This window comes from Flavobacterium anhuiense (genome assembly GCF_004151235.1).
GTDB classification, from domain to species: domain Bacteria; phylum Bacteroidota; class Bacteroidia; order Flavobacteriales; family Flavobacteriaceae; genus Flavobacterium; species Flavobacterium anhuiense_A.
The window spans coordinates 152,542-172,824 of sequence record NZ_JUIV01000010.1; the positions used below are offsets into that span (position 1 = coordinate 152,542).

A 20,283-nucleotide genomic window follows, 5' to 3' on the forward strand; every position below is an offset into this window, starting at 1 on the left:
TGTTTTCTTTTAGATTTATAAAAATTATAGAAAATGCAAGATCAATTTGGTCTTGCATTTTTTTATTGATAGCCCCTAGTTTTAACTAGGGGAATAAAAGATTGAATAGTAATAAGGCTTTAGCCAAAACACACATTTTGGATAAAGCCTTATTGTGTTTTTTATTTAAACCCCCCAGCTAAAGCTGGAGGCAATTGATTCTTTTAATTAAAATGTGGTTTTTAAATCTGCAAAATAAAATTCCAGAGGAATGAAATATTTATAGATTCAAAAAACGCACCGACCAAAAGCTCCAGCGGAGCGGCATATTGTAGACAAGATTTCACCCCGCTGGGGCTCTTTTGAAATGGGAAAAATTATTTTCTATAAATATTTCGTCCCGCTGGGACTTTCTCAAGACAATTCATATAATTTTAAAAATGATTATTTCTACTAATGATTTTATACATTTGGTATATTATATAGTTGATAAATATAGAAACAATATTGAAAGAAAAATCTTTCTTTTTAAAAAAGTTTTCTTACATTTGAAGTTCCTATAATTACGACTTTAGATTTGAACAAGACTTGCCCTTGTATTATGTGTACGGTATCGGAAACGACCGTAAACGCTGTCGTAGGCGTTAGGAACACTAAGATGCAAGGGTTTTTATATTCCTAATACTACGACATTATGAATTCAAACACCCTTTCCAAAGAAGCCGAAACAAGGCTGATTGATTTTTTTGACCATATTATAGCTCCCGAAGATATGGCTAAAATCTTAAGACAAGTAAATTGCATTTTAGCGCTCGGCGTTATGCGACAACACGAAACCTTCCAAATTGGACTAACCAATTTTGAAGACAATTATTATTGGCTCAATGAATTGGCGGAGATTTTGAATCCTTATTTGAGTGAAGAGTAGAGTTTATAAAATGGAAAAACCTCGATTTTTTTAAGGTCGAGGTTTTATTATAAACCTTATGATTAAAATAAATTTTTTAAACAGTCATGAATTAATTAAGAAGCATTAGGACCATATTTTTATTCCTTTACTTATATATTCAGTCGCATCATTAATATATGTTGAATCTATTTCTTTGAATGTTTTGTGGAAGTTTGCTTTTTTTACTTTGATCATAAATATTCCATTTGACAACCCAGCATACAAATCAAATCTTGAGGTTAGAAGAAATTTTATACCTTCAATAAACAAGGTTCCAGCAAAAATAACTATAATGTTGTCAACTAATTGTTTAAGAAATATAACAGAAGCTGGAATTAATAGAATTGTAATAGTTACATCGATTATTTTCATGATTCTTTTTGTAGACTTAAGGAATATTGGAAAATCTGCCTGAGCTTTTTCTAAAGCTTTTTTATATTTTACATCGCCTATTTCCGCTTCTCTAAATTTATTATCTGCATAAGTTTCAGCAAACTCTTTTATTGGTATATACTCGGGCTCAGTATCAATATCAAGCGATGTTTCGTATTTTCGGTCTGAGTAAGCTTTTAATATCTCTTTAATATTTTGGGGTTCAGTTGTATGTGTTCTTATATCTTCTATATAAGTTAGTACTTGTCTTCCCGTATATTTAAATTCAGTAGTTCTTCTCTTTAAGAATTTGGTAAATGCTTCATAATCTTTTTCATCTTCGGTTTCTGAAAGTGAATTATGTAAGATAAATAATTGTGATGGCAAAATTGTTTCTGCTATTTTATCCTCAGCTTTTTTTGCTAAAATTTTGTTTAAAGTTCGATCTGTCGATAAATAGAAAGATTTAATATCTGAATAATTGTAGTTATTTTGGCCTCGGATGAAATTTACGGATAAAATATTTATAGCATCAACTTTAGCAGCAGTTTTAGTATATTTTGAATAATGATTTAATGTTTTTTTATTGCTAAATAATTCCTCTTGTAAATTTTCAATATTTTTTTTCTTTAATTCTTTTTCAAATGACTTAAGAGTAATATTTTGTTCTGCGCATAATGTTCTGAAATCAGCCATTATGGTTGTTGTGTACTGATCAGGTGTGCGAACTTTTTTGTCAATTTTGTACTGTGTGTAATGAGTAATAAAATCGTGATTAAATTCTATTTTATCTTTAATCATTTCTTCTAACAAAACTATGGATCTACTTTCTGTAGCTCTTTTTATTTCCAATGTACTTGCATCTACTTTTCTCTTGAACTCTTGGTATGTTTCACCAGTATAAAAAAACTTGATGCCTTGGTGATTGCATTGTTTTATTAAATTGGTTAATGTAGCTTGTCTTTCAATTCCTCCTATTCCTAATAGTCTGAAAATGATATTTGTGTCTAGGAAATATTCTTTTCCAGCAAATATACTTTGTGTAAATTCGCTTACTCCTTTTCCAGAAGTTAAAATTGCGAATTCAACAGCCTTAAGAAAGGTATTGAATAATACTATATTCTTTTCTAAGCTAGAATCGTTTAAAAAATCGTTGAAAGCATTAATTTCATCTACTCTGAATTTTTCTTTAGCATTTAGTGGAATTATTGAGTCTATACTTTGAATTGCGAATGAATTAATGTTTTCATATATAGCATGAAACAATAGAGATTCTATAGATGTTCTTAAAACTATAGGCAATCTTTTCTTATCAATAAAATCATTAATGTGTTTATTAATAGAATGTTTGGTTACGTTGTCATTAATTTCCGCATACTTTTGATCCGTTAACTTAATTCCAACATAAGTTGAATTTGGTATATGAATGAAATAAGAGCTCTTTTCTATAATTCTGATGAAAATATCTTTTTGTACTTTAATTTTTAAATCGTTGACTAGATATGAATAGCATTTTTCTCGATCCATTTCCACGTTGTCATTTTCAAATAATATTTCTGATATTACTGATACTAGAATTGAATTATAGTTTTTAGATTTATTATCATCCATCATACAATTCAATCTAAACAAAGTAAAGTTTTTACTCATAATTCTAAATGTTTATAAAAAAGCTAAGTTTAGTTTTATATTTCTTGTTTAAAAAACTTGTCATTAAGTATTATACTTAATAATGTGCGAAATTTATATGTTTGATTTATTATACATTTATGGAAAACCATAATTTTAATTAAATTCTTCGAAAACAAGAGTAGTAATAAATAATTAAAAATTAATAGGTATATATACCCGTTTGCTTTTTGAAATATTTATTTTGAAAATAGATTAAAGTTTAAAAAGAAACGCATTACTTTTTGAAAATAAAAAAAACAGCCCTCCAAATAAATGGAGGGCTGTTAAGGCAAATTTAAAAATTTGCATTCCTAAGAATGCGTACAGTTTTTGGGTAATCTACTAAAAAGAAGACTAAAACGCAGGTTATTCGTTTATGACATCACCTTCTTTAGTTTCTTCGCTGGCAATTTTCACCAGTTTATCGTTTGGAGTCAAATCGCCGAAAATTTCGATTTTATCTTCGATTTCTCTTCCTTTTTTAATGTCAACTCTTGTCGCTTTGTGGTTTACTACTTTTACCACATATAAACCTTCCGCAGAATTTACTACTGCCGATTTTGGCACTACAAATGTGCTGTCTTTCGCGTTAAGCGGTAACAAAACTTCGGCAACCATTCCAGGTAATAAATTTCCTTTGGTGTTATGAACGTCCATTTCTACTCTTTCAGAACGTAATTTTAAATCTAAAGCGCCAGACATTCTGGTAATTTTTGCTGTAAAAGTTTCTGGCAGCGATTTTACATTAAAACTCATTTCGTCGCCTGGGTGTAAATATCCTGTGTACAATTCTGGAACAGAAACTGCCAAACGTAATTTACTTTGCTCCTGAATCGTTAATAAAGGTAAATCTGAACCTTTTCCTGCTGGACCAACAAATGTTCCTAAATTGACATTTCTAGCTGCTACAACACCATCAAAAGGAGCACGAATTTCAAGATAACCTCTCATAATAGAAATTTCTTTGTGCGCTGCAATTGCTGCTTGATATTGTGCATAATCAGAATTCTTTTTACCGCTTGCCATTTCTAAATCGTTTTTAGAAATCGTTCCTTCTACTTTGCTCGTTTCGTACAAACGGTTGTAAGTGCTTTTGCTGGTTGCATAAATCGCTTCCATAGATTTCAGTCTCGATTCGGCAGCAGCCAATTGTGAACTGATTTCTGGTGCTTCCAATACAATTAAAAGCTGTCCTTTTTTTACTTTAGAACCTATATCAACTTTTAAGGTTTTTACGAAACTGCTCACTTTTGCATACAAATCAACTTGTTGGAAACCGGTTAATTCGGCTGGCAAACGCAATTCTGTTGTTAGTTTTTCTTTCGCTAAAAGGAAAGTTTCTACTTTAGGTTCAATTTCTGCTTTAACAGGTTCTTCTTTTTTAGAATTACAGCTGTTAAGGAAAAATACTGCTGCTAGAAACAGCGGGCTATATTTTGTAATTTTAGTGTTCATTTTTTGGTTTTAAAGATGAGATATAATGGATGCTTTCTTCGTCTTCAGGATCTAAAGAAACAGATTGTGTCGATGTTTTTTCTTGTGCCCACGCAAATATCTGCGGAAGGATCAATAATACGGCAAAAGTAGAAAATAATAATCCACCGATAACCGCTCTTCCTAACGGAGAAACTTGATCGCCTCCTTCGCCGTGTCCAATTGCCATTGGCAGCATTCCCATAATCATCGCAACAGAAGTCATGATAATCGGACGAAGACGCAACGCAGCAGCTTCACGAGCCGATTCTAAGGCATTTCCGTTTATTTTTCGAAGCTGTTCGGCATTGGTAACCAAAAGTACGGCGTTGGCAATAGAAACCCCAACCGACATGATGATTCCCATATACGATTGTAAATTCAATGTTGAACCAGTTAAAGTCAGCATTAATAAAGATCCTAAAACTACGGCAGGAACTGTTGTTAAGATTACCAACGAAACTTTGAACGATTGGAAATTAGCGGCCAGCATTAAGAAGATTACAAACACAGCGACCAATAATCCTGTTTGTAAACTGCTTAATGTCTCTGTCAATACAGTACTTAATCCGATTGGCGTGATAAACAAACCACGAGGTAATTCGCCCAATGAACTAATTGTTTTGCTCACATCTTTTGATGCCGTCCCCAAATCGGTTTTATAGATGTTTGCCGTAACGGTAATGTATGGCATGGCCCCTAAATTGTCATTTTCTCCGCTCACAAATCCCGGTGTAATTTTGGCAACGTCACTCAATACCGGACGAAGCGAATTTTTTAATACCGGAATTTCTCCAATATCGGTTTTGCTTTTCATTTTATTCAATGGCACTTGAACCTGAACAGAATATGATAATCCTGCTTTTTCGTCTACCCAGTTATTTTTTTCTGTATAACGAGAAGATGAGGTTGAAGCCACAAGCGAACGCGAAATATCATTCATATCAACTCCCAATTCGGCAGCACGGGTTCTGTCAATATCAATATTCATTGCTGGATAATGAATTGGCTGACCAATTTGAACGTCTCTGAAATACGAAATCGCTTTTAGTTTATCTACGATTTGAGTCGCGTACAATTCGTTTTTCTTTTTGTCTTTTCCAGCCACTCGTATCTCGATTGGAGTAGGAGAACCTTGACTTAAAACTTTATCCGTCAATTCGATCGGCTCAAAAGAAAGTTTAGTATCTGGAAGCAATTTTTTAAGTCTTGCTCTAAATTCATCTTTAAAGTCATCCATATCTGCCTCATAATCTTTTAAACTCACTTGGAAAACCGCTTCGTGAGAACCTGCCATGAACAGATAAATTGGGTTAATCGAGAATAGAGAAGGGTGCTGACCCACATATACAGACGAAATTCCGATATGCTCTTTTCCGACCATTTTCTCCAATTCTTTTAAAACAATTCTGGCTTGTTCTTCTGTTCTTTCCAAACGCGTTCCGTCAACAGCGCGCATTCTTAATTGGAATTGGCTCGAATTGGTTCTTGGGAAAACGTCTTTTCCGATAAAGGTAATAAATACAATAGCTAGCGCAGTTGCAGAAATCAGATATGTGATACTGGTTATTTTTTTGTGAACAAACAAACGGTCTAATGTTCGCATGAAACGAATCTTGAAGCGTTCGAAAGCGCTGATTTTTCCGTTGTTATTGGTATCTTCTCTTTCTACATATACTTTTTTCTGTGTAATCAGATTTTGTTCAGATTCTGGTGTTAAACCGCAGTCATTAAACTCCGCTTCATCGTCTGTAATTTCTGGTCCGTGATCGTGTTTTTCATGCCCTTTCATCATCCAGTTAGCCATTACAGGCACAAAAGTTTGAGATAATAAGAACGAAATAACCATTGAGAAACCAATTGCTAAAGCCAAAGGCAAGAACAACGCTCCTGGAATACCCACCATGGTAAATGCTGGAGCAAATACGGCAAGGATACAAAGAAGGATCAATAATTTTGGTAAAGCGATTTCTTTACAGGCATCCCAAATGGCGAGTGCTTTGGGTTTCCCCATATCGAGATGCTGGTGAATGTTTTCGATCGTAACGGTACTTTCGTCAACCAAAATACCAATTGCCAAAGCCAATCCTGAAAGAGACATTAAGTTAATCGTCTGTCCGAATAATTTTAGGAATAAAACTCCCGAAATAACCGAAATCGGAATCGTCATAATTACGATCAAAGCCGCACGGCGGTCACCTAAGAATAATAAAACCATTAATCCTGTTAGAACCGCACCAATGATTCCCTCAGTAATCAAACTTTTTACCGAGTTGATTACATAAACCGACTGGTCAAATTCATATGATAATTTTACATCTTCAGGAAGTGTGCTCTGAATTTTAGGCAATTCTGATTTTAATTTCTGAACCACATCCCAAGTAGAAGCGTCTCCCGCTTTTGCGATACTAATGTAAACCGAACGTTTTCCGTTTACCAATGCATAACCCGCTGTAATGTCGGCACCGTCTTTTACAGACGCAACATCGCCTAGTTTTAAGTTTTGAACACCGCCTTTGAATAACAGAATCTGTTCAAAATCTTTAATTTCTTTAATCGTATTATTGGTTGGCGTAATATAGTTTTTGTCGCCCATACGAACGTTTCCTGATGGAGCCGTTTGGTTGTTTAAACGAATCGCTTCTACGATTTGATCTGGCGTCATATTGTGCGAACGCAATAAATCTGGATCTACGTTGATCTCGATAGTTCTTGGGCTTCCTCCAAATGGTGCTGGAGATAACAAACCGGGAATCGAAGTAAAAGAAGCACGAACATAAACGTTGGCCAAATCCTGCAATTCATTATTTGATCTGATTTTACTGCTCAAAACCAATTGTCCGATTGGCAGTGAAGAAGCATCAAAACGAATGATAAACGGAGGTTGTGTTCCTGGAGGGAAAACCGCTTGGATTCTGTTTGAAAGCGCACTTAACTCGGCAGCTGCCTGCGCCATATTGGTTCCTTCATAATAGGTTAATTTCATAATCATTAACCCCTGAATATTTTTAGTTTCTACCGATTTGATACCATTTGAGAAAGGTAAAACGTTTACGTAGTTTTTGGCAAAATAAGCTTCCATCTGGTCTGGCGTATAACCTCCAAACGGGTGCGCAATGTAGATAACCGGCAAATTCATTTTTGGTAAAATATCTACCTTAATGTCTTTGATGGCACCAATTCCGAAGAAAAATAGACCCGCAACCAGTACTAAAATGGAAATGGGTTTGCGGAGTGCAAAACGTATTAAATTCATTAGGATTTATAATTAAAATTCATTTATAAATAAGTCAAAATTTCCTGTTGCAGCGACTTTCAATAAGTACGACTGCCACACATTATTATTGACAATATCTCGATCGATTTCAGCACGGTTCAGCGTGTAAATGGTTTGCGTTAAATCGGTTAGATCGGTTAAACCATTTTTATATAATGCCGATTTCTGAATGTAAGCTCTTTGTGCGGCATCAACCTGAATCGGCGCTTCGGCATAATTTTCCAAAGTGATTTTGATTTTATCTTCGGCGAAAGCCAGCTGAGATTTCAACTCTCTATCAGCCTGATTGTATTCTTCCTGCAGAGCTTGAGATACAAATTTCTGAGCGCTTACTTGTTTGCTTGAACGGAAAGGTGTGGTTAAATTCCACGTAATTCCAACACCAACTAAATAGTTCGTGCGATCTGGATTTACGCCGTCCCAATAATTTCTCGTAAATGCGTTTTGATTGGTGGCATAAGAAGAATCAAATCCCGAGGCTCTGGTCTGTAAAACGCCAAAAGCACTCATGGTTGGATAATAGAATCTCTTATACAATTTAACTTGCTGATTGCTGTAATCGATTTTCGTTTTATAGAATTGTAACAATGGGTGAAGGCTATCTGTAGCCGTTTCTTTGGTTACCAATTCTTTCGGAATCTGAGTTACAAAAAGAGTATCGGCAACAAAATCCTGCGGTGCAACGCCCATTAAATCGACTAATTTGTTGTTTTGTTCCTTAACGAAATTTTTAGCGAGGTTTAAAGCCATTTTTGCTTTAGAAACTTCGGCTGTAGCCAAAGTGGAGTCAACTCCAGCCAATAATCCGTTTTTAACTCTTGCAACGGCGGTCTTTTTGAAAATTTCTGCGCGGTCTAAATTCTTTTGCTGCGAAATCAGTAATCTTTGGCTCGCCAATAAATTTAAATAAGCCGCCGAGATTTTGATTTCCTGCTGGAATTTTTCCTGCTCTAAATCTTTTTCTTTAGCCTGAACATCAATTTTAGATAAATTGATTTTTTCCTGTGTTTTTCCGAAAGTGAAAAAATCCCAGTTCATGTTGACTAAATAAAGTGCACCAAATGCCGAGTTCCAGTTTTGCTCTGGCAACGGAAGTCCTGATGAAGCAACTCCTAAACCTCCAAAACCATAAAGCGGTCCGTTTTGTCCGTTTACGGTTCCGTAATCCTGCTGTGCCGATAAGTTCAGGTTTGGCAGATAATCACGGCGAGATTGTTTGAGAGTCTCTTTTGATGCATTGGTGTAATTGTTTTTTGCTCGGATAGAACCGTAGTTTTCAAGTCCTATCTTTATGGCTTCTTTTAAAGACAGGGTTTGAGCGTAGCCGGCTGAGGCAAAAATCAATAAAAATAATAAGGTAATTTTTTTGAAATACATAAACTCAAGTGTGATATAGAATATTTTTGATGCAACAAATTTATTTCTCTTACACTGATAAAAGTCAGGTTAAGTGATGTACTGCACTAGTAAATGACGAATTGAATTGGTCATTTTTTGAAAAAAATAATTAAATATTTGTGCGTACTTTGTAAACTATTTCACAATTAAGAATGAACAAAAAAATTGATAACATATTGGATAACAAATGGTGGCAGGAGGTTGCTGTTGTCCTTTTTTCATTTACAATTTATACCCTTAAGAATGACTGGATGCTTTTTAGCTCCTTCGTTTCTATTTTGATGGGGATATTTTTTTATTGCATTTTATACATGCATGCGCAGTTTAACCGCTTTTTTTTACTTCCAATTTTATTCAAAGCTAATAAACCTTTCACTTATATTATCCTGACGCTTTTTGGTGTTTTTCTTTTTTCGGTCATTTTGTATGAAATTACAATGCTGGATATGTTTGCCAACTGGAATTTGTACCAAAACTCACACCAGAGAAGCTATTTGTACCAATTGGCGAGTGTTTTAGGAACTTTGGTCTGCATTCTAAGTCCGATTATTGTTTTTAAGTTTTATCGTATTCACAGAAAACAAACCGATGCGGCTTTATTGTTCAATCAAATGCAATTAAATTCATTGAAAGGACAATTAAATCCGCATTTTTTGTTTAATACTTTCAATACCCTTTACGGAATCAGCCTTCAGTTTCCAGATAGAACGCCCGATTTAATTATGAAGGTTTCGCAATTAATGCGCTATCAATTGGAAAGTAACAGCAAACAATGCGTATCTTTAGAAGATGAACTGGAGTTTATAAACAGTTATGTACAGCTAGAAAAAGAGCGCGTAGGCTATAGATGCGATATTACTTTTGAAAATAAAGTTGATAACGAATACACGTATAAAATTTCTCCAATGCTGTTAATTGCATTTATTGAAAATGCATTTAAACACGGAACCTGTGCTATTGAAAAGTGTTTTGTGAAAATTACAATTTCAGTAGAAAATGGATTGCTGCATCTTCATGTAACCAATTCAATTCCGAAGAAAAATGATGTGGTTTCTACTAAAATTGGTTTAAAAAATACTATTGAACGTCTTAATTTAATCTATGGAAAAGACTATAAATTAGATATAAAAGACGATAGACAGACTTATATTGTAGATTTGGAAATACAGCTTAAAAAGTTTGTAGGATGAGAGAAACAAAAAAATGCATTATTGTAGATGATGAACCCGCTGCGCATTATGTTCTGGCTAATTATATAAAGCAGAATCCGCAGTTAGAACTGGTTTTTCAGGGATATAATGGTATTGAAGCGATGAATTATCTCAGAGAGAATCCAGTCGATTTAATGTTTCTAGATATTAATATGCCAGAGATTTCTGGAATGGAACTGCTCAAAATTCTTCCAACGCATCCTAAAACCATTTTGACTACAGCGTATTCTGAATTTGCTCTTGAAAGCTACGATTACGGTGTAATTGATTATTTGCTAAAACCTATTTATTTTCCAAGATTTCTAAAAGCAATTGACCGTTTTTTTGCGACAGAAAGTGTGAAACAAAAAGCGGAAGAAACCGTAAATTCGGTAAGCGTAAAAGTAGATGGTTATTTGATGGATATCGAATTAGATCAGCTTTTATACGCACAGAGTTTTGGCAATTATGTAAAACTTCACACCACAAAAAGAACTTATCTGGCTTCTATTACTACAACAGAATTTGAAAAATGCCTTCCAGAAAAGAGTTTTATGCGCATTCATAAATCATATATCGTAGCTCTGGATAAAATTGATGCAACAGAAAAAGATTTTGTAGTCATCAAAAACGAAAGAATCCCAATTGGAATTACGTATAAAAGAGAGCTAACCGACCGATTAAAAAAACTAGAATTATAATTGAATACTTGATTTTAAAGAGTTTTTTCAGTGGATAAAAAATGTTAATTTCTTCATCTTATCGTAAGAGAAAAATTATTAATTTTAATACGTTGCTAAAGTTTAATTTTAAAAAATGGAACTATGAAAAACGTGTTTTTATCTTTTATTTTTTTATGCAGTAGTTTTTTAATAGCCCAAGAGGGAACGAATATGAAAAAGGTAATTACACCTCCAGAAAAGGTTCGATTTGCTTTTGAAAGAGAATATCCGGGAAAAGTGCCAGTCTGGTCTGAAGAATATGTTGGAGACGATGCAGATGAAATTAGATTTGAGGCGCGATATAATGTAGATGATAGAACCAAAGCAGTAGCGATTTACGATAATCTGGGAAACATGAAAGCGTATGAGTTGCAGATTCCGTTTAAACAGCTTCCAATAAAAGCACAGTCTTATCTAAAAAAGAATTACAAAGCAAAAGCGATTCAAGAAATTGCAATGGTGGTAGACGATAAGAAAAAAACAACCTACGAAGTAGGCGTAACAAAAGACACTAAATTTTATGATATTGTTTTTGATGCAGAGGGAGGTTTTGATGTCTCTGTAGAAAAAAATTAAAACGCTTTACTAATTCAAATATTATTTGAAATGACAAACCCGATGAGTTTTTAATGCTTATCGGGTTTTGTTTTATAACAAACCTAACAGGTTTTTAAAACCTGTTAGGTTTACTATTATAGCATCATTCCGCCAGAAGCTTCAATTCTTTGTGCATTTATCCAGCGGGCGTCTTCAGTACATAAAAAGGCAACTACACCGCCAATATCATCAGGAAGGCCAACTCTTCCCAAAGCTGTTACAGAAGCAATTTGTTGGTTCATTTGTTCATTGTCGCGAACAACTCCGCCGCCGAAATCAGTTTCAATAGCGCCTGGCGCCACTATATTGGCTCTAATTTTTCTGGCACCCAACTCTTTTGCCTGATATTTTGTCAAAGTTTCCATTGCGCCTTTCATAGAAGCATAAGCTGCATAACCTGGGAAAGAGAATCTTGCCAAACCAGTTGAAATATTTATAATTCCGCCACCGTCATTCATTACATTAAGTCCTTTTTGAGTTAAGAAAAACGGACCTTTAAACTGAATGTTAGTCAATTGATCAAATTCTGCTTCAGTGGTTCCAATGAACGAATTGTGAATTCCGATTCCAGCATTATTAACTAAAAAGTCAAATTTGTCTGTTTTAAAAGTGTCTTTCAAAACTGTTTTTACATTTTCGAAAAAAGAATCAAAAGTTCCTGATTCTGCAACGTTCAATTGTAATGCAGCCGCTTTTTGACCTAAATTTTCAATTTCTTTTACGACCAAATCAGCTTCGTCTTTTTTGCTGTTGTAGGTAATAATTACATCCAATCCTTTTTTTGCAATCGCAATTGCCATGTTTTTTCCTAAACCTCTGCTACCGCCTGTAACTAGAGCTATTTTTGTATTTACTGCCATCTTATATAGTGTTAATTGTTTATTGTTTGTTGTTTGTTGTTTGTTGTTTGTTGTTTGTTGTCAGTCTGAGCGGAGTCGAAGACCTTTATAGTTAGAATGTCCTTTGGCTACGCTCATGAAGACAAATAGTTGTGTTTATTTTTTTAACACATAGAAACATAGATTTTGTTTTTCTTTAGAAGATTATATAAAGAAACTAGTTTCTAACACATAGCCTGTGTGTTTTATTAAAAGTGAAACGCCTTTTATTCACTACTAAAATCTATGTTTCTATGTGTTTAATTTAAAATTAAGAATGCATTGCATTAAAATGATTTCTCAATTCTTCTGCGCTTGCGTTTAATCTCGTTTCGCTGGTGCCGAAAGTAAGTTCTTGTCTGCCTTCTTTCAATTGTTCGAAAATAGATTCGATAAAACTGCTTACACTTGGATGTGCGTCGTGAAGTCCGATTCCGCCCAAATCTGTGTTTAATGCGGGTGGAATAATTTCTACCACTTCAATATTTTTTTCTCTTAATAAATGACGAAGCGAAAGTGTAAATGATCTGAAAAATGCTTTTGTAGCCGAATAAACCGGGACTTTTGCAAAAGGAGAAAATGCCAGTCCAGAAGTTACATTCATCACTGTTTTTAGCGAGGACAACTGAATAAATAGCGAAGTTAAATGCAAAGGAGCTTCGATGTTTGTGGCAAGCTCATTTTTCATGTTATTGTAAAAGTCAGCATCTGTTATGTTCATCCAGTTTTGAATTCCAGCATTATTGACTAAAACATTTAAATCAGGATGATTTGCTGCAATCCATTGATAAAGCGCAATGCGTTCCTCTTCTATAGACAAATCGCATACTTTAGTAATAATCGATGGAAACTTAGCTTTTACTTCTTCTAGAAGAGAAGCTCTTCTTCCGCAGATAATTACGGTATTGTTTTCCTGAATAAATCGTTCGGCAAGTCCAAGTCCGATACCGCTTGCACCGCCAGTTATTAAAATTTTGTTGTCTGATAAATTCATCTTTTCGTTCTTTTAATTTGATAAGACAAAGGTAGGAGCGAAGTAGACTTGGGGAGTTGTAAATATCAAACCGATGTTTGCGAAATTCAAATCAGGATAGTGAAATTCCAATTTTTAAAATTCCAAATTCCAAAATCTCAGTTTATGTCTTCCTGAGCGGAGTCGAAGGACACGCTCCGTAAAACATACTGTATGGATTTAGCATGCGATCCTTCGACTCCGCTCAGGAGGACAAGCTTTGAGATAACTATTGGCAACAATCTAAAATCTAAAATCTAAAATCTACAATCTAAAATATTTAACTCCTAAAAGCAATTGGTGTATAGGAAGTTTGTTTTTTAAAGAAATTAGAAAAATGCGCTAATTCTTCGAAACCAAGCGAATAGGCGATTTCAGAAATATTCCAATCGGTTTGTTTTAAAAGGATTTTGGCTTCGTTTGTTAATCGGTTACTGATTAATTCTGTTGTGGTTTTTCCGGTATTTTCCTTTAAAACTTTATTTAAATGATTGACATGGACTGATAATCTTGCGGCAAAATCTTTTGCTGTTCTTAATTCTAATCTTTGATTTGGCGATTCTATTGGGAATTGTCTTTCTAACAATTCAGCAAATAAAGAAGAAACTCTCGCTGCCGAATTGTGTTTAGAATACAAAGCTGTTATAGGCTGTAATTTTTGTCCAAAGTGAATTAGCTCAGCGACATAATTTCGAATTAAATCATACTTATAAATATAATCGGAGTTGATTTCTTTTTGTATTTTATTGAAAATCAAAGAGACTTCTTCTACTTCTTCGTCCGAAAGCTGAAAAATTGGATAACCGTCTGAAGCAAAAATTGGAAGTTCATCCAGATCGATTCCGCTTTTGCTTTTCGATAAAAATTCACTGGTAAAAACACAAAACTGTCCCCCTTGATTGGTGTCTTGTGGCAGATAATTGTATGGGATTTTTGGTGTTGCAAATAACAATCCCTGTTTTTCGATTTCGATTACTTTATCGGCATATTCCGCTTTGTTGTGGCCTCTTATTAAACTTATTTTGTAATACGCTCTTCTGTCATAAGGCATTCCAGGTTTTCCTTTCATACGCTCTAGAAGTTCTTTGATATCAAAAACATTAAAATGTCCGATTTCTTTTTGAATGTCGTTTGGCAATAATGAAGTTGGGTCAACAGTTGAGCCTTCGGTAATCTCTTTGTAAAATGAATCTAGGGATTTCATATCGTGATGAATTGCGAAATTCAAATATACGAAAAAATGTTTTTTGCCACGAAGGCGCTAAGGCACGAAGTTTTTTATATTGTTGTGCAATTTTATTTGTATTTCGTTTCAAACTTTTACTAAGTTTTTTCGCATTTTAAGAAATTACTTAAAAAATCTTTGCGCCTTAGCGTCTTTGTAGTTAAAAAAAATTAAAACAGACTTCCCTGTACAAATTCAGGTTCAGGATTGCTTCCGAAAGGAAAAGCATCAATTACAAAAAACTGTTTTACTTTGGGATCGAATTCCCTTAAAACAATTTCATTGCATTCAAATTCAAGATCAATTGCGGTAAAAAGCTCAGAAGCTATTTTAAGGTTTTCGGGTGTTAATCTTCTTCCGATTGACAAGTGCGGATTATCACTTTTTTTGAGTTTTAAAAACTTAAAGGCTTCATGAATCTTTTTCATGATAGGCACTAGATTATTTTTTGAATCTTCGGTTACACCTATAAAAAAAGCGCCGCTATTTTGGAAAGCATCAAAATGATTTAATGATACGGGGAAAGGGAAAAAAGTATCTGAAATTTTAGAAAGCTTTTGTTTAATTGAATCGAACTCAGATTCGTCGATTGTAAATTCACAAATCGTGATATGTGCTTCAGAATTGCAGCTGTTGTACCAATCGATTTTACTTCTTAAAAAATCTTTCAGCTTTTTAACGGGTTCAACTAAATCTTTTGAATAAAATACAACCGAATATGTTTTTTCCATTTTTAGGATTTTGAATTACACAAATTTAAAATTTAAATTGTGCTGTCAATGCGGTGTAAAAATAATCTTTTCCAGACCCCACTTCTTTTAAAAAACTGCCCGCATTAAACCAACCCGTTTCTAGTGTAAATCCTAAATGATTATTCATGTCGTAGTTTACATTCGAAATTAATTGCGAACCAATAAAACGTTCCGTTGTGTCTTTTCCAGAATATAAAAGCTGCATGTTAGGGGCGTATATACCGTCACTCAAGGTTTGTCTCCAGAAAATATCGTAATCAATTCCAAGTGTCCATTTTTCCGATAAACTAAAATTAATTGAAGGATGAACATCTATTAAATTAGAAGGGCCAATTAAGGCAACTAATCCAAAATAAGCGCCTCTTGGATATAACGGATTAAAAGTTTGTAAGTGAGTATCTCCCGAGCTTTTATCGCCAGAAATGATTTCTGTTTTCAATCCGATTTCAGGCGTATATTTTATGTTTTCGAAAGTATAACAGGCAAAAGATGAAAGTGTCCAGCCTGAGATTGTCTTTTGATTGATGTTTCCAAATTGGTAAACGCCTTCAAAATCGTATTTCCAAGTTCCTTTATTTTTCCAGATTCGGGTTCCAACAGATTGTCTGTTTTCTTCCCCAATGGCATCATCAAAAACAGATCGGCTTTTCCATAAGCCTAAATAATACAGATCGATTTTTTGAATGAATGGCACTTTGTGAATTACAGTATAACTTCCCCAAAATTTTGCGTTTTCATTAAAACTATCATTAAAAGTTCCTTGTTTATTGGCAATAGGATGTGTGAAAAATGCATCTGACTGCCAGTTATTTTTTTTATAAAATAGTTTTACTGCATCAAATGCAAGTCGACTGTTTGGACCTTCACGCACTGCAATTAAACGCTGTGAACCGTACATCATTTCTTGTCTTCCAGAACGCAATGTCAATTGCTCATTTTCTTCTTTAATAAAATCAATATCGAGAAATGCCTGATGAATGTCTAGCTGATTTTCGTCAACTGGACTGGGATCTGTTTTGCCATTTGCTAAACTGCTTTGCAATTCAAAAAAGGTTCTGAAAGCTCCCAATTGAACATTTGCATGAAACAGATATCTGGAAAGTAAGTACCCATCGTCATCAGCTTCGTCTCCCCATTTATTATTTACTGTATATGTATATTGCAACCTTACTTCACCGCCAACTGAGGCATAATATCTATCGTTTTTTCCTAACGGAATATATTTGATTCTCTCGTATAAAGTTTTGGTCGAATCTGCTTTTAGATAAGTGAAATCATCCTCATATCGCAGCCTTTGGAAAACTGGTTTTTGTTGTGCATTTGCAGAAAAAATGATTCCCAAAAGCAACAATAAGAAGAATGTGTTTTTCATTTGAATTAGTTTTTTTGATAACCTCCAAAGTAATTTACCGGACTCCAGTCTGGAATTGCTTTGGGTTTTTCGTTGGCAAAGGTTCTAAAGTCATTATCAGCGTAAACTACTTTTCCGTTTACTACTGTAAGTTTTGATTCGATATTTAAGATTTTTTCTTCAGAAGTCGAGAAGTAATCGTCAGAAAGAATAGCGAAATCGGCCAATTTTCCAGATGCCAGCATTCCTCGATCTTTTTCAATATTGATTAATTGGGCGCTTCCGTACGTGAATAGTTTTAAAGCAGTGTTTCTGTCAACAATATTTTCATCATTCATATATTTTAAGCCGCCCAAAGTTTTTCCTGTTGTGAGCCAATATAAACCAACCCAAGGATTGTAGCTTGCTACGCGTGTTCCGTCAGTTCCCATTCCGACTTTAATTCCTAGCTCGAACATTTTCTTTAATGGAACTGTGTTTGAAGCAGCTGTTTTTCCATATCTTTTAATGAAACTTTCTCCTTGATACGCCATCCTATGCTGGATTGCGATTCCGCCATTTAAAGCTTTAATTCGTTTTAAATTTTCTGTAGATACCGTTTCAGCATGATCAAAGAACCATAAAAGTCCGTTTAAAGGTGTTTCTTTGTTGATGTCTTCTATTACGTTTAAAAATCTAGTGATGCTTTCATTGTAAGTAGCGTGAATTCTGAACGGCCATCTATTTTTCACTAATAAAGATAATACTTCTTTTAATTGTCCTTCCATCGCTGGACTTAGTTCTGGTCTTGGTTTGTCGAAGTTTTCAAAATCTCCTGCGCTCATTACCAAATTTTCTCCAGCACCCTGAACGTGATATTCTACTTTATCCGAATGATGATCGTCATCACAGCCTTCGCCAATTTCAACGGTTTGCATCCATTTGGTGTAATCGTTTAATTCTGTACCTGCTTTTTGCGCAAACAAATAATAAGGCATTCTAACAGTTAAATCGCTGTCTTTGCATAAACCATTGGTTACACCATAATCATCAGGAAAATTTTGAAATCCGCCTCCAGCATCCATAATTGCAGTTACGCCAAGACGATTCATTTCGGTCATAAATTGTTTAGTCGAATTGAATTTTTCTTCTTGCGTCAATTCGGGAAGTTTGGCAAGAGTCGAATATAGAATGAAAGCATTTGGTTCTGCCACCAATAATCCTGTTGGATTTCCGTTTGGATCTTTTTCAATCAATCCTGCATTCGGATTTGGCGTGTTGGAATCAATTTTCAAAGCTTCTAAACCTGCTTTGTTCAAATAAGCATGTCCATATAAATGAAGAATAAATGTTGGAACCTCGCCCGTTGCATCATTGATTTCTGCTAAAGTTGGAAGTCTTTTTTCTTCAAATTGATAAGCATTCCACCCGCCGACAACACGCACCCATTGCCCTTTTGGCGTTCTTTGTGCCTGTTCTTTCAACATAGCTAAAGCTCTTTTTAGAGAGCGAACACCATCCCAACGCAATTCTGTATTGTAGAACCTTCCGCCTCGGATAATATGCATATGAGAATCGAATATGCCAGGAATAATCGTTCTTCCTTTGGCATCGATTATTGTTGTTTTTTTGTCTTTTAATTTTAAGATTTCTCTGCTTTTGCCCGTTTTTAGGATTTTTCCATCTGCCACGGCCATGGCTTCAACAACTGTATTTTTATTGTCCAGAGTATGAATTATGGCATTATGAACAATGAGAGTAGCTTTTTTATTTTGCCCAAAAACAGGGAGGGAAATGATTAAAAGAAAAGCTATTAGTTTGAAAGAGAGTTTCATGATTGTGGTATTTTTGGTTTGGTAGATTTAATTAAAAATTGAGAATTAAAAATTAAAGGTTAAGTAAAATATCTTTAAAAAAGAGATTCAAACTTTTAGTTTTTCACGCAGGTTTAGCGGATCTATAAGATTTTTTTAATTTTTAATTCTCAATTTTTTAATTCCTAAAATTATTAGTGTTTCAACATTTCGTGCGCATATTGAACACCTACACCATAAGCTCCGCCGTATTTTTTAACTAAATCGGTTACAGGTACATAAGTTTCCTGACGAGCCCAGTCACGCTGTAATTCTAATAAATATTGCAATGAGGTTATAGGATGTGCACCAGCCTGAACCATACGAGTTACAGCCATTTCATGAGCTTCTTTAGAAACGTCACCACTTGCATCTGTAATTACATAAACATCATATCCTTCGTTGATAGCTGATAAAACTGGTCCAACAATACAAACACTTGTCCATAAACCGCCAAATACGATTTTCTTTTTACCAGTTGCAATGATTGCTTTGCGTGCAGGAGCGTCTTCCCAAGTATTCATTGTGGTACGGTCAATATAGTTTGAAGTTTTTTGTGGGTAGAATTCTTCAATTTCTCTAAAAACAGGTCCGCTAAAAGATTTTTCGGCAACAGTTGTAACGATAGTCGGTACTTTGAATATTTTTGAAGCCCCAGCTACTAGAGCCGTGTTGTTGCGCAATTGGTCGATTGGAATGTTGCTTACTGCAAATGCCATCTGGCTTTCGTAATCTATTAAAACTAGACTGTGATTTGTAGGGTCTAAAAGTGACGGACTTGGTTTTTGAGCGAATCCAATAAAAGTTACTAAAGATAAAACTGCTGTAAGGATTAATTTTTTCATGATAATTTGATTTTGTTGTTAAATAAAGGTTTTAAATATTTTGTATTTGATTTTCAGTGTCTTGCATTCAAAATAAATGCCTTGTTTGTAATGTATTGATTTTAAAAGGTTTTTCAGAAAAGGCAATAGTGATCCTAGCGATATATCGTTATTAAAAATTGGATATTCGTTAAATGATTCGTTAAGCTTTTAATGAATTTTGAAAAGAGAAAAATGCGGTACCTAAATTTTTCCTTTTAGATGTAATCGGTGAAGGATTTCGGACTTTAATAATCCGCTTCCTCCGCCAAAATGTTCAATTACTTCTACGTCTGGCTGTTGTTGTAAGCAAAATAAAGTAAATTCTTTTTCGACATGGTCTTCGATTCCGGAGCTCAATAGCACAACGTCGATTTTGTGATTCTGAAAATAGTCCTGAGCTTCTGTTTCGTTGCTAAATGCGACTGCATTCCAGTCTTCATAAGCATTTACAAGGCGAAGTAAAATGGCCAGAATCGCTTCGTTTTTTCCGAGTAATAAGAATTCAAGTGTTTTCATTTTCTTTTTAGTTTCTGAGGTTCTGAGGTGCTAAGATTCTAAGTTTTTTTATTTTAGAATTTCAGTTTCACAGACCTTGTGATTTTACTTTACAAATTTATTGCTTTCATTATTGCTTCAACTTAATCTAGAACAAGAAAAGATTTTTTTAAGTTTCCAAGATGCTAAGATGTTCAGATACTAAGTTTTCTTCTTGTTTTTGATTTCAGTTTTTGACAGAACT

At 34.3% G+C, this 20,283-nt stretch carries 16 protein-coding genes; 4 read left to right on the top strand and 12 right to left on the bottom strand.

The window, feature by feature from the left end; genetic code table 11:
• Window positions 1-673 precede the first annotated feature (673 nt).
• Window positions 674-907: a hypothetical protein gene (locus tag NU08_RS13685; protein WP_129747748.1), complete on the top strand. Its 234-nt coding sequence runs from the start codon at window positions 674-676 to the stop codon at window positions 905-907.
• Window positions 908-1,012: 105 nt separating this feature from the next.
• On the opposite strand, the gene NU08_RS13690 is transcribed toward NU08_RS13685, so the two are convergent.
• The 4 genes from NU08_RS13690 to NU08_RS13705 all read right to left on the bottom strand — a co-directional run bounded on the left by NU08_RS13690 (window position 1,013) and on the right by NU08_RS13705 (window position 9,098).
• Window positions 1,013-2,950: a hypothetical protein gene (locus NU08_RS13690; protein ID WP_129747749.1), complete on the bottom strand. Its 1,938-nt coding sequence runs from the start codon at window positions 2,948-2,950 to the stop codon at window positions 1,013-1,015.
• A 387-nt stretch (window positions 2,951-3,337) separates the two neighbouring features.
• Entirely contained in the window at window positions 3,338-4,426 is a 1,089-nt protein-coding gene (locus NU08_RS13695; RefSeq protein WP_129747750.1) for an efflux RND transporter periplasmic adaptor subunit, read from the bottom strand.
• On the bottom strand, window positions 4,416-7,700 hold the full coding sequence (locus tag NU08_RS13700; RefSeq protein ID WP_129747751.1) for an efflux RND transporter permease subunit: 3,285 nt from the start codon (window positions 7,698-7,700) through the stop codon (window positions 4,416-4,418). Before NU08_RS13700 ends, NU08_RS13695 begins: the two co-directional genes overlap by 11 nt.
• A gap of 12 nt (window positions 7,701-7,712) precedes the next feature.
• A complete protein-coding gene (locus NU08_RS13705; RefSeq protein ID WP_008467700.1) occupies window positions 7,713-9,098 on the bottom strand; it encodes a TolC family protein in 1,386 nt (461 codons plus the stop codon).
• 173 nt (window positions 9,099-9,271) lie between these two features.
• Here NU08_RS13705 and NU08_RS13710 point away from each other — a divergent pair, with 173 nt between their 5' ends.
• From NU08_RS13710 to NU08_RS13720, 3 genes are all read left to right on the top strand, one after another.
• Window positions 9,272-10,309 (top strand): sensor histidine kinase, encoded by a 1,038-nt coding sequence (locus NU08_RS13710; protein ID WP_091493292.1) that lies wholly within the window; start codon window positions 9,272-9,274, stop codon window positions 10,307-10,309.
• Window positions 10,306-11,010, top strand: a complete 705-nt coding sequence (locus NU08_RS13715) for a LytR/AlgR family response regulator transcription factor (RefSeq protein WP_129747752.1) — start codon at window positions 10,306-10,308, stop codon at window positions 11,008-11,010. Before NU08_RS13710 ends, NU08_RS13715 begins: the two co-directional genes overlap by 4 nt.
• Before the next feature lie 192 nt (window positions 11,011-11,202).
• Entirely contained in the window at window positions 11,203-11,607 is a 405-nt protein-coding gene (locus tag NU08_RS13720) for a hypothetical protein (RefSeq protein WP_242502559.1), read from the top strand.
• 116 nt (window positions 11,608-11,723) lie between these two features.
• Here the strand turns inward: NU08_RS13720 and NU08_RS13725 are convergent, their stop codons facing one another.
• The 8 genes from NU08_RS13725 to NU08_RS13760 form a co-directional block, all read right to left on the bottom strand.
• A complete protein-coding gene (locus NU08_RS13725) occupies window positions 11,724-12,488 on the bottom strand; it encodes an SDR family oxidoreductase (RefSeq protein ID WP_129747754.1) in 765 nt (254 codons plus the stop codon).
• Between the two features lie 289 nt (window positions 12,489-12,777).
• The gene (locus tag NU08_RS13730; RefSeq protein ID WP_129747755.1) at window positions 12,778-13,500 is read right to left on the bottom strand and encodes an SDR family oxidoreductase; all 723 of its coding nucleotides are present in this window, start codon (window positions 13,498-13,500) and stop codon (window positions 12,778-12,780) included.
• A 298-nt stretch (window positions 13,501-13,798) separates the two neighbouring features.
• Complete coding sequence (locus NU08_RS13735) at window positions 13,799-14,722, bottom strand: helix-turn-helix domain-containing protein (RefSeq protein WP_129747756.1); 924 nt, start codon at window positions 14,720-14,722, stop codon at window positions 13,799-13,801.
• A 191-nt stretch (window positions 14,723-14,913) separates the two neighbouring features.
• Window positions 14,914-15,474 carry a 2'-5' RNA ligase family protein gene (locus NU08_RS13740; protein ID WP_129747757.1) on the bottom strand — a complete coding sequence of 187 codons (561 nt, stop codon included), beginning with the start codon at window positions 15,472-15,474 and terminating at the stop codon, window positions 14,914-14,916.
• A gap of 25 nt (window positions 15,475-15,499) precedes the next feature.
• Window positions 15,500-16,867 (bottom strand): alginate export family protein, encoded by a 1,368-nt coding sequence (locus NU08_RS13745; protein WP_129747758.1) that lies wholly within the window; start codon window positions 16,865-16,867, stop codon window positions 15,500-15,502.
• Window positions 16,868-16,872: 5 nt separating this feature from the next.
• Window positions 16,873-18,660, bottom strand: a complete 1,788-nt coding sequence (locus NU08_RS13750; RefSeq protein WP_129747759.1) for an amidohydrolase — start codon at window positions 18,658-18,660, stop codon at window positions 16,873-16,875.
• A gap of 173 nt (window positions 18,661-18,833) precedes the next feature.
• A complete protein-coding gene (locus tag NU08_RS13755) occupies window positions 18,834-19,523 on the bottom strand; it encodes a hydrolase (protein WP_008467690.1) in 690 nt (229 codons plus the stop codon).
• Window positions 19,524-19,745: 222 nt separating this feature from the next.
• Window positions 19,746-20,060 (bottom strand): hypothetical protein, encoded by a 315-nt coding sequence (locus NU08_RS13760; RefSeq protein ID WP_129747760.1) that lies wholly within the window; start codon window positions 20,058-20,060, stop codon window positions 19,746-19,748.
• Between the last annotated feature and the right edge of the window lie 223 nt (window positions 20,061-20,283).

Bases quoted from the DNA above. Each gene is read 5' to 3' on its own strand.
- NU08_RS13735 (WP_129747756.1), bottom strand. From the start codon at position 14,722: ATGAAATCCCTAGATTCATTTTACAAAGAGATTACCGAAGGCTCAACT.
- NU08_RS13685 (WP_129747748.1), top strand. From the start codon at position 674: ATGAATTCAAACACCCTTTCCAAAGAAGCCGAAACAAGGCTGATTGAT.
- NU08_RS13755 (WP_008467690.1), bottom strand. From the start codon at position 19,523: ATGAAAAAATTAATCCTTACAGCAGTTTTATCTTTAGTAACTTTTATT.
- NU08_RS13715 (WP_129747752.1), top strand. From the start codon at position 10,306: ATGAGAGAAACAAAAAAATGCATTATTGTAGATGATGAACCCGCTGCG.
- NU08_RS13700 (WP_129747751.1), bottom strand. From the start codon at position 7,700: ATGAATTTAATACGTTTTGCACTCCGCAAACCCATTTCCATTTTAGTA.
- NU08_RS13760 (WP_129747760.1), bottom strand. From the start codon at position 20,060: ATGAAAACACTTGAATTCTTATTACTCGGAAAAAACGAAGCGATTCTG.
- NU08_RS13710 (WP_091493292.1), top strand. From the start codon at position 9,272: ATGAACAAAAAAATTGATAACATATTGGATAACAAATGGTGGCAGGAG.
- NU08_RS13690 (WP_129747749.1), bottom strand. From the start codon at position 2,950: ATGAGTAAAAACTTTACTTTGTTTAGATTGAATTGTATGATGGATGAT.
- NU08_RS13725 (WP_129747754.1), bottom strand. From the start codon at position 12,488: ATGGCAGTAAATACAAAAATAGCTCTAGTTACAGGCGGTAGCAGAGGT.
- NU08_RS13750 (WP_129747759.1), bottom strand. From the start codon at position 18,660: ATGAAACTCTCTTTCAAACTAATAGCTTTTCTTTTAATCATTTCCCTC.
- NU08_RS13740 (WP_129747757.1), bottom strand. From the start codon at position 15,474: ATGGAAAAAACATATTCGGTTGTATTTTATTCAAAAGATTTAGTTGAA.
- NU08_RS13695 (WP_129747750.1), bottom strand. From the start codon at position 4,426: ATGAACACTAAAATTACAAAATATAGCCCGCTGTTTCTAGCAGCAGTA.
- NU08_RS13745 (WP_129747758.1), bottom strand. From the start codon at position 16,867: ATGAAAAACACATTCTTCTTATTGTTGCTTTTGGGAATCATTTTTTCT.
- NU08_RS13705 (WP_008467700.1), bottom strand. From the start codon at position 9,098: ATGTATTTCAAAAAAATTACCTTATTATTTTTATTGATTTTTGCCTCA.
- NU08_RS13720 (WP_242502559.1), top strand. From the start codon at position 11,203: ATGAAAAAGGTAATTACACCTCCAGAAAAGGTTCGATTTGCTTTTGAA.
- NU08_RS13730 (WP_129747755.1), bottom strand. From the start codon at position 13,500: ATGAATTTATCAGACAACAAAATTTTAATAACTGGCGGTGCAAGCGGT.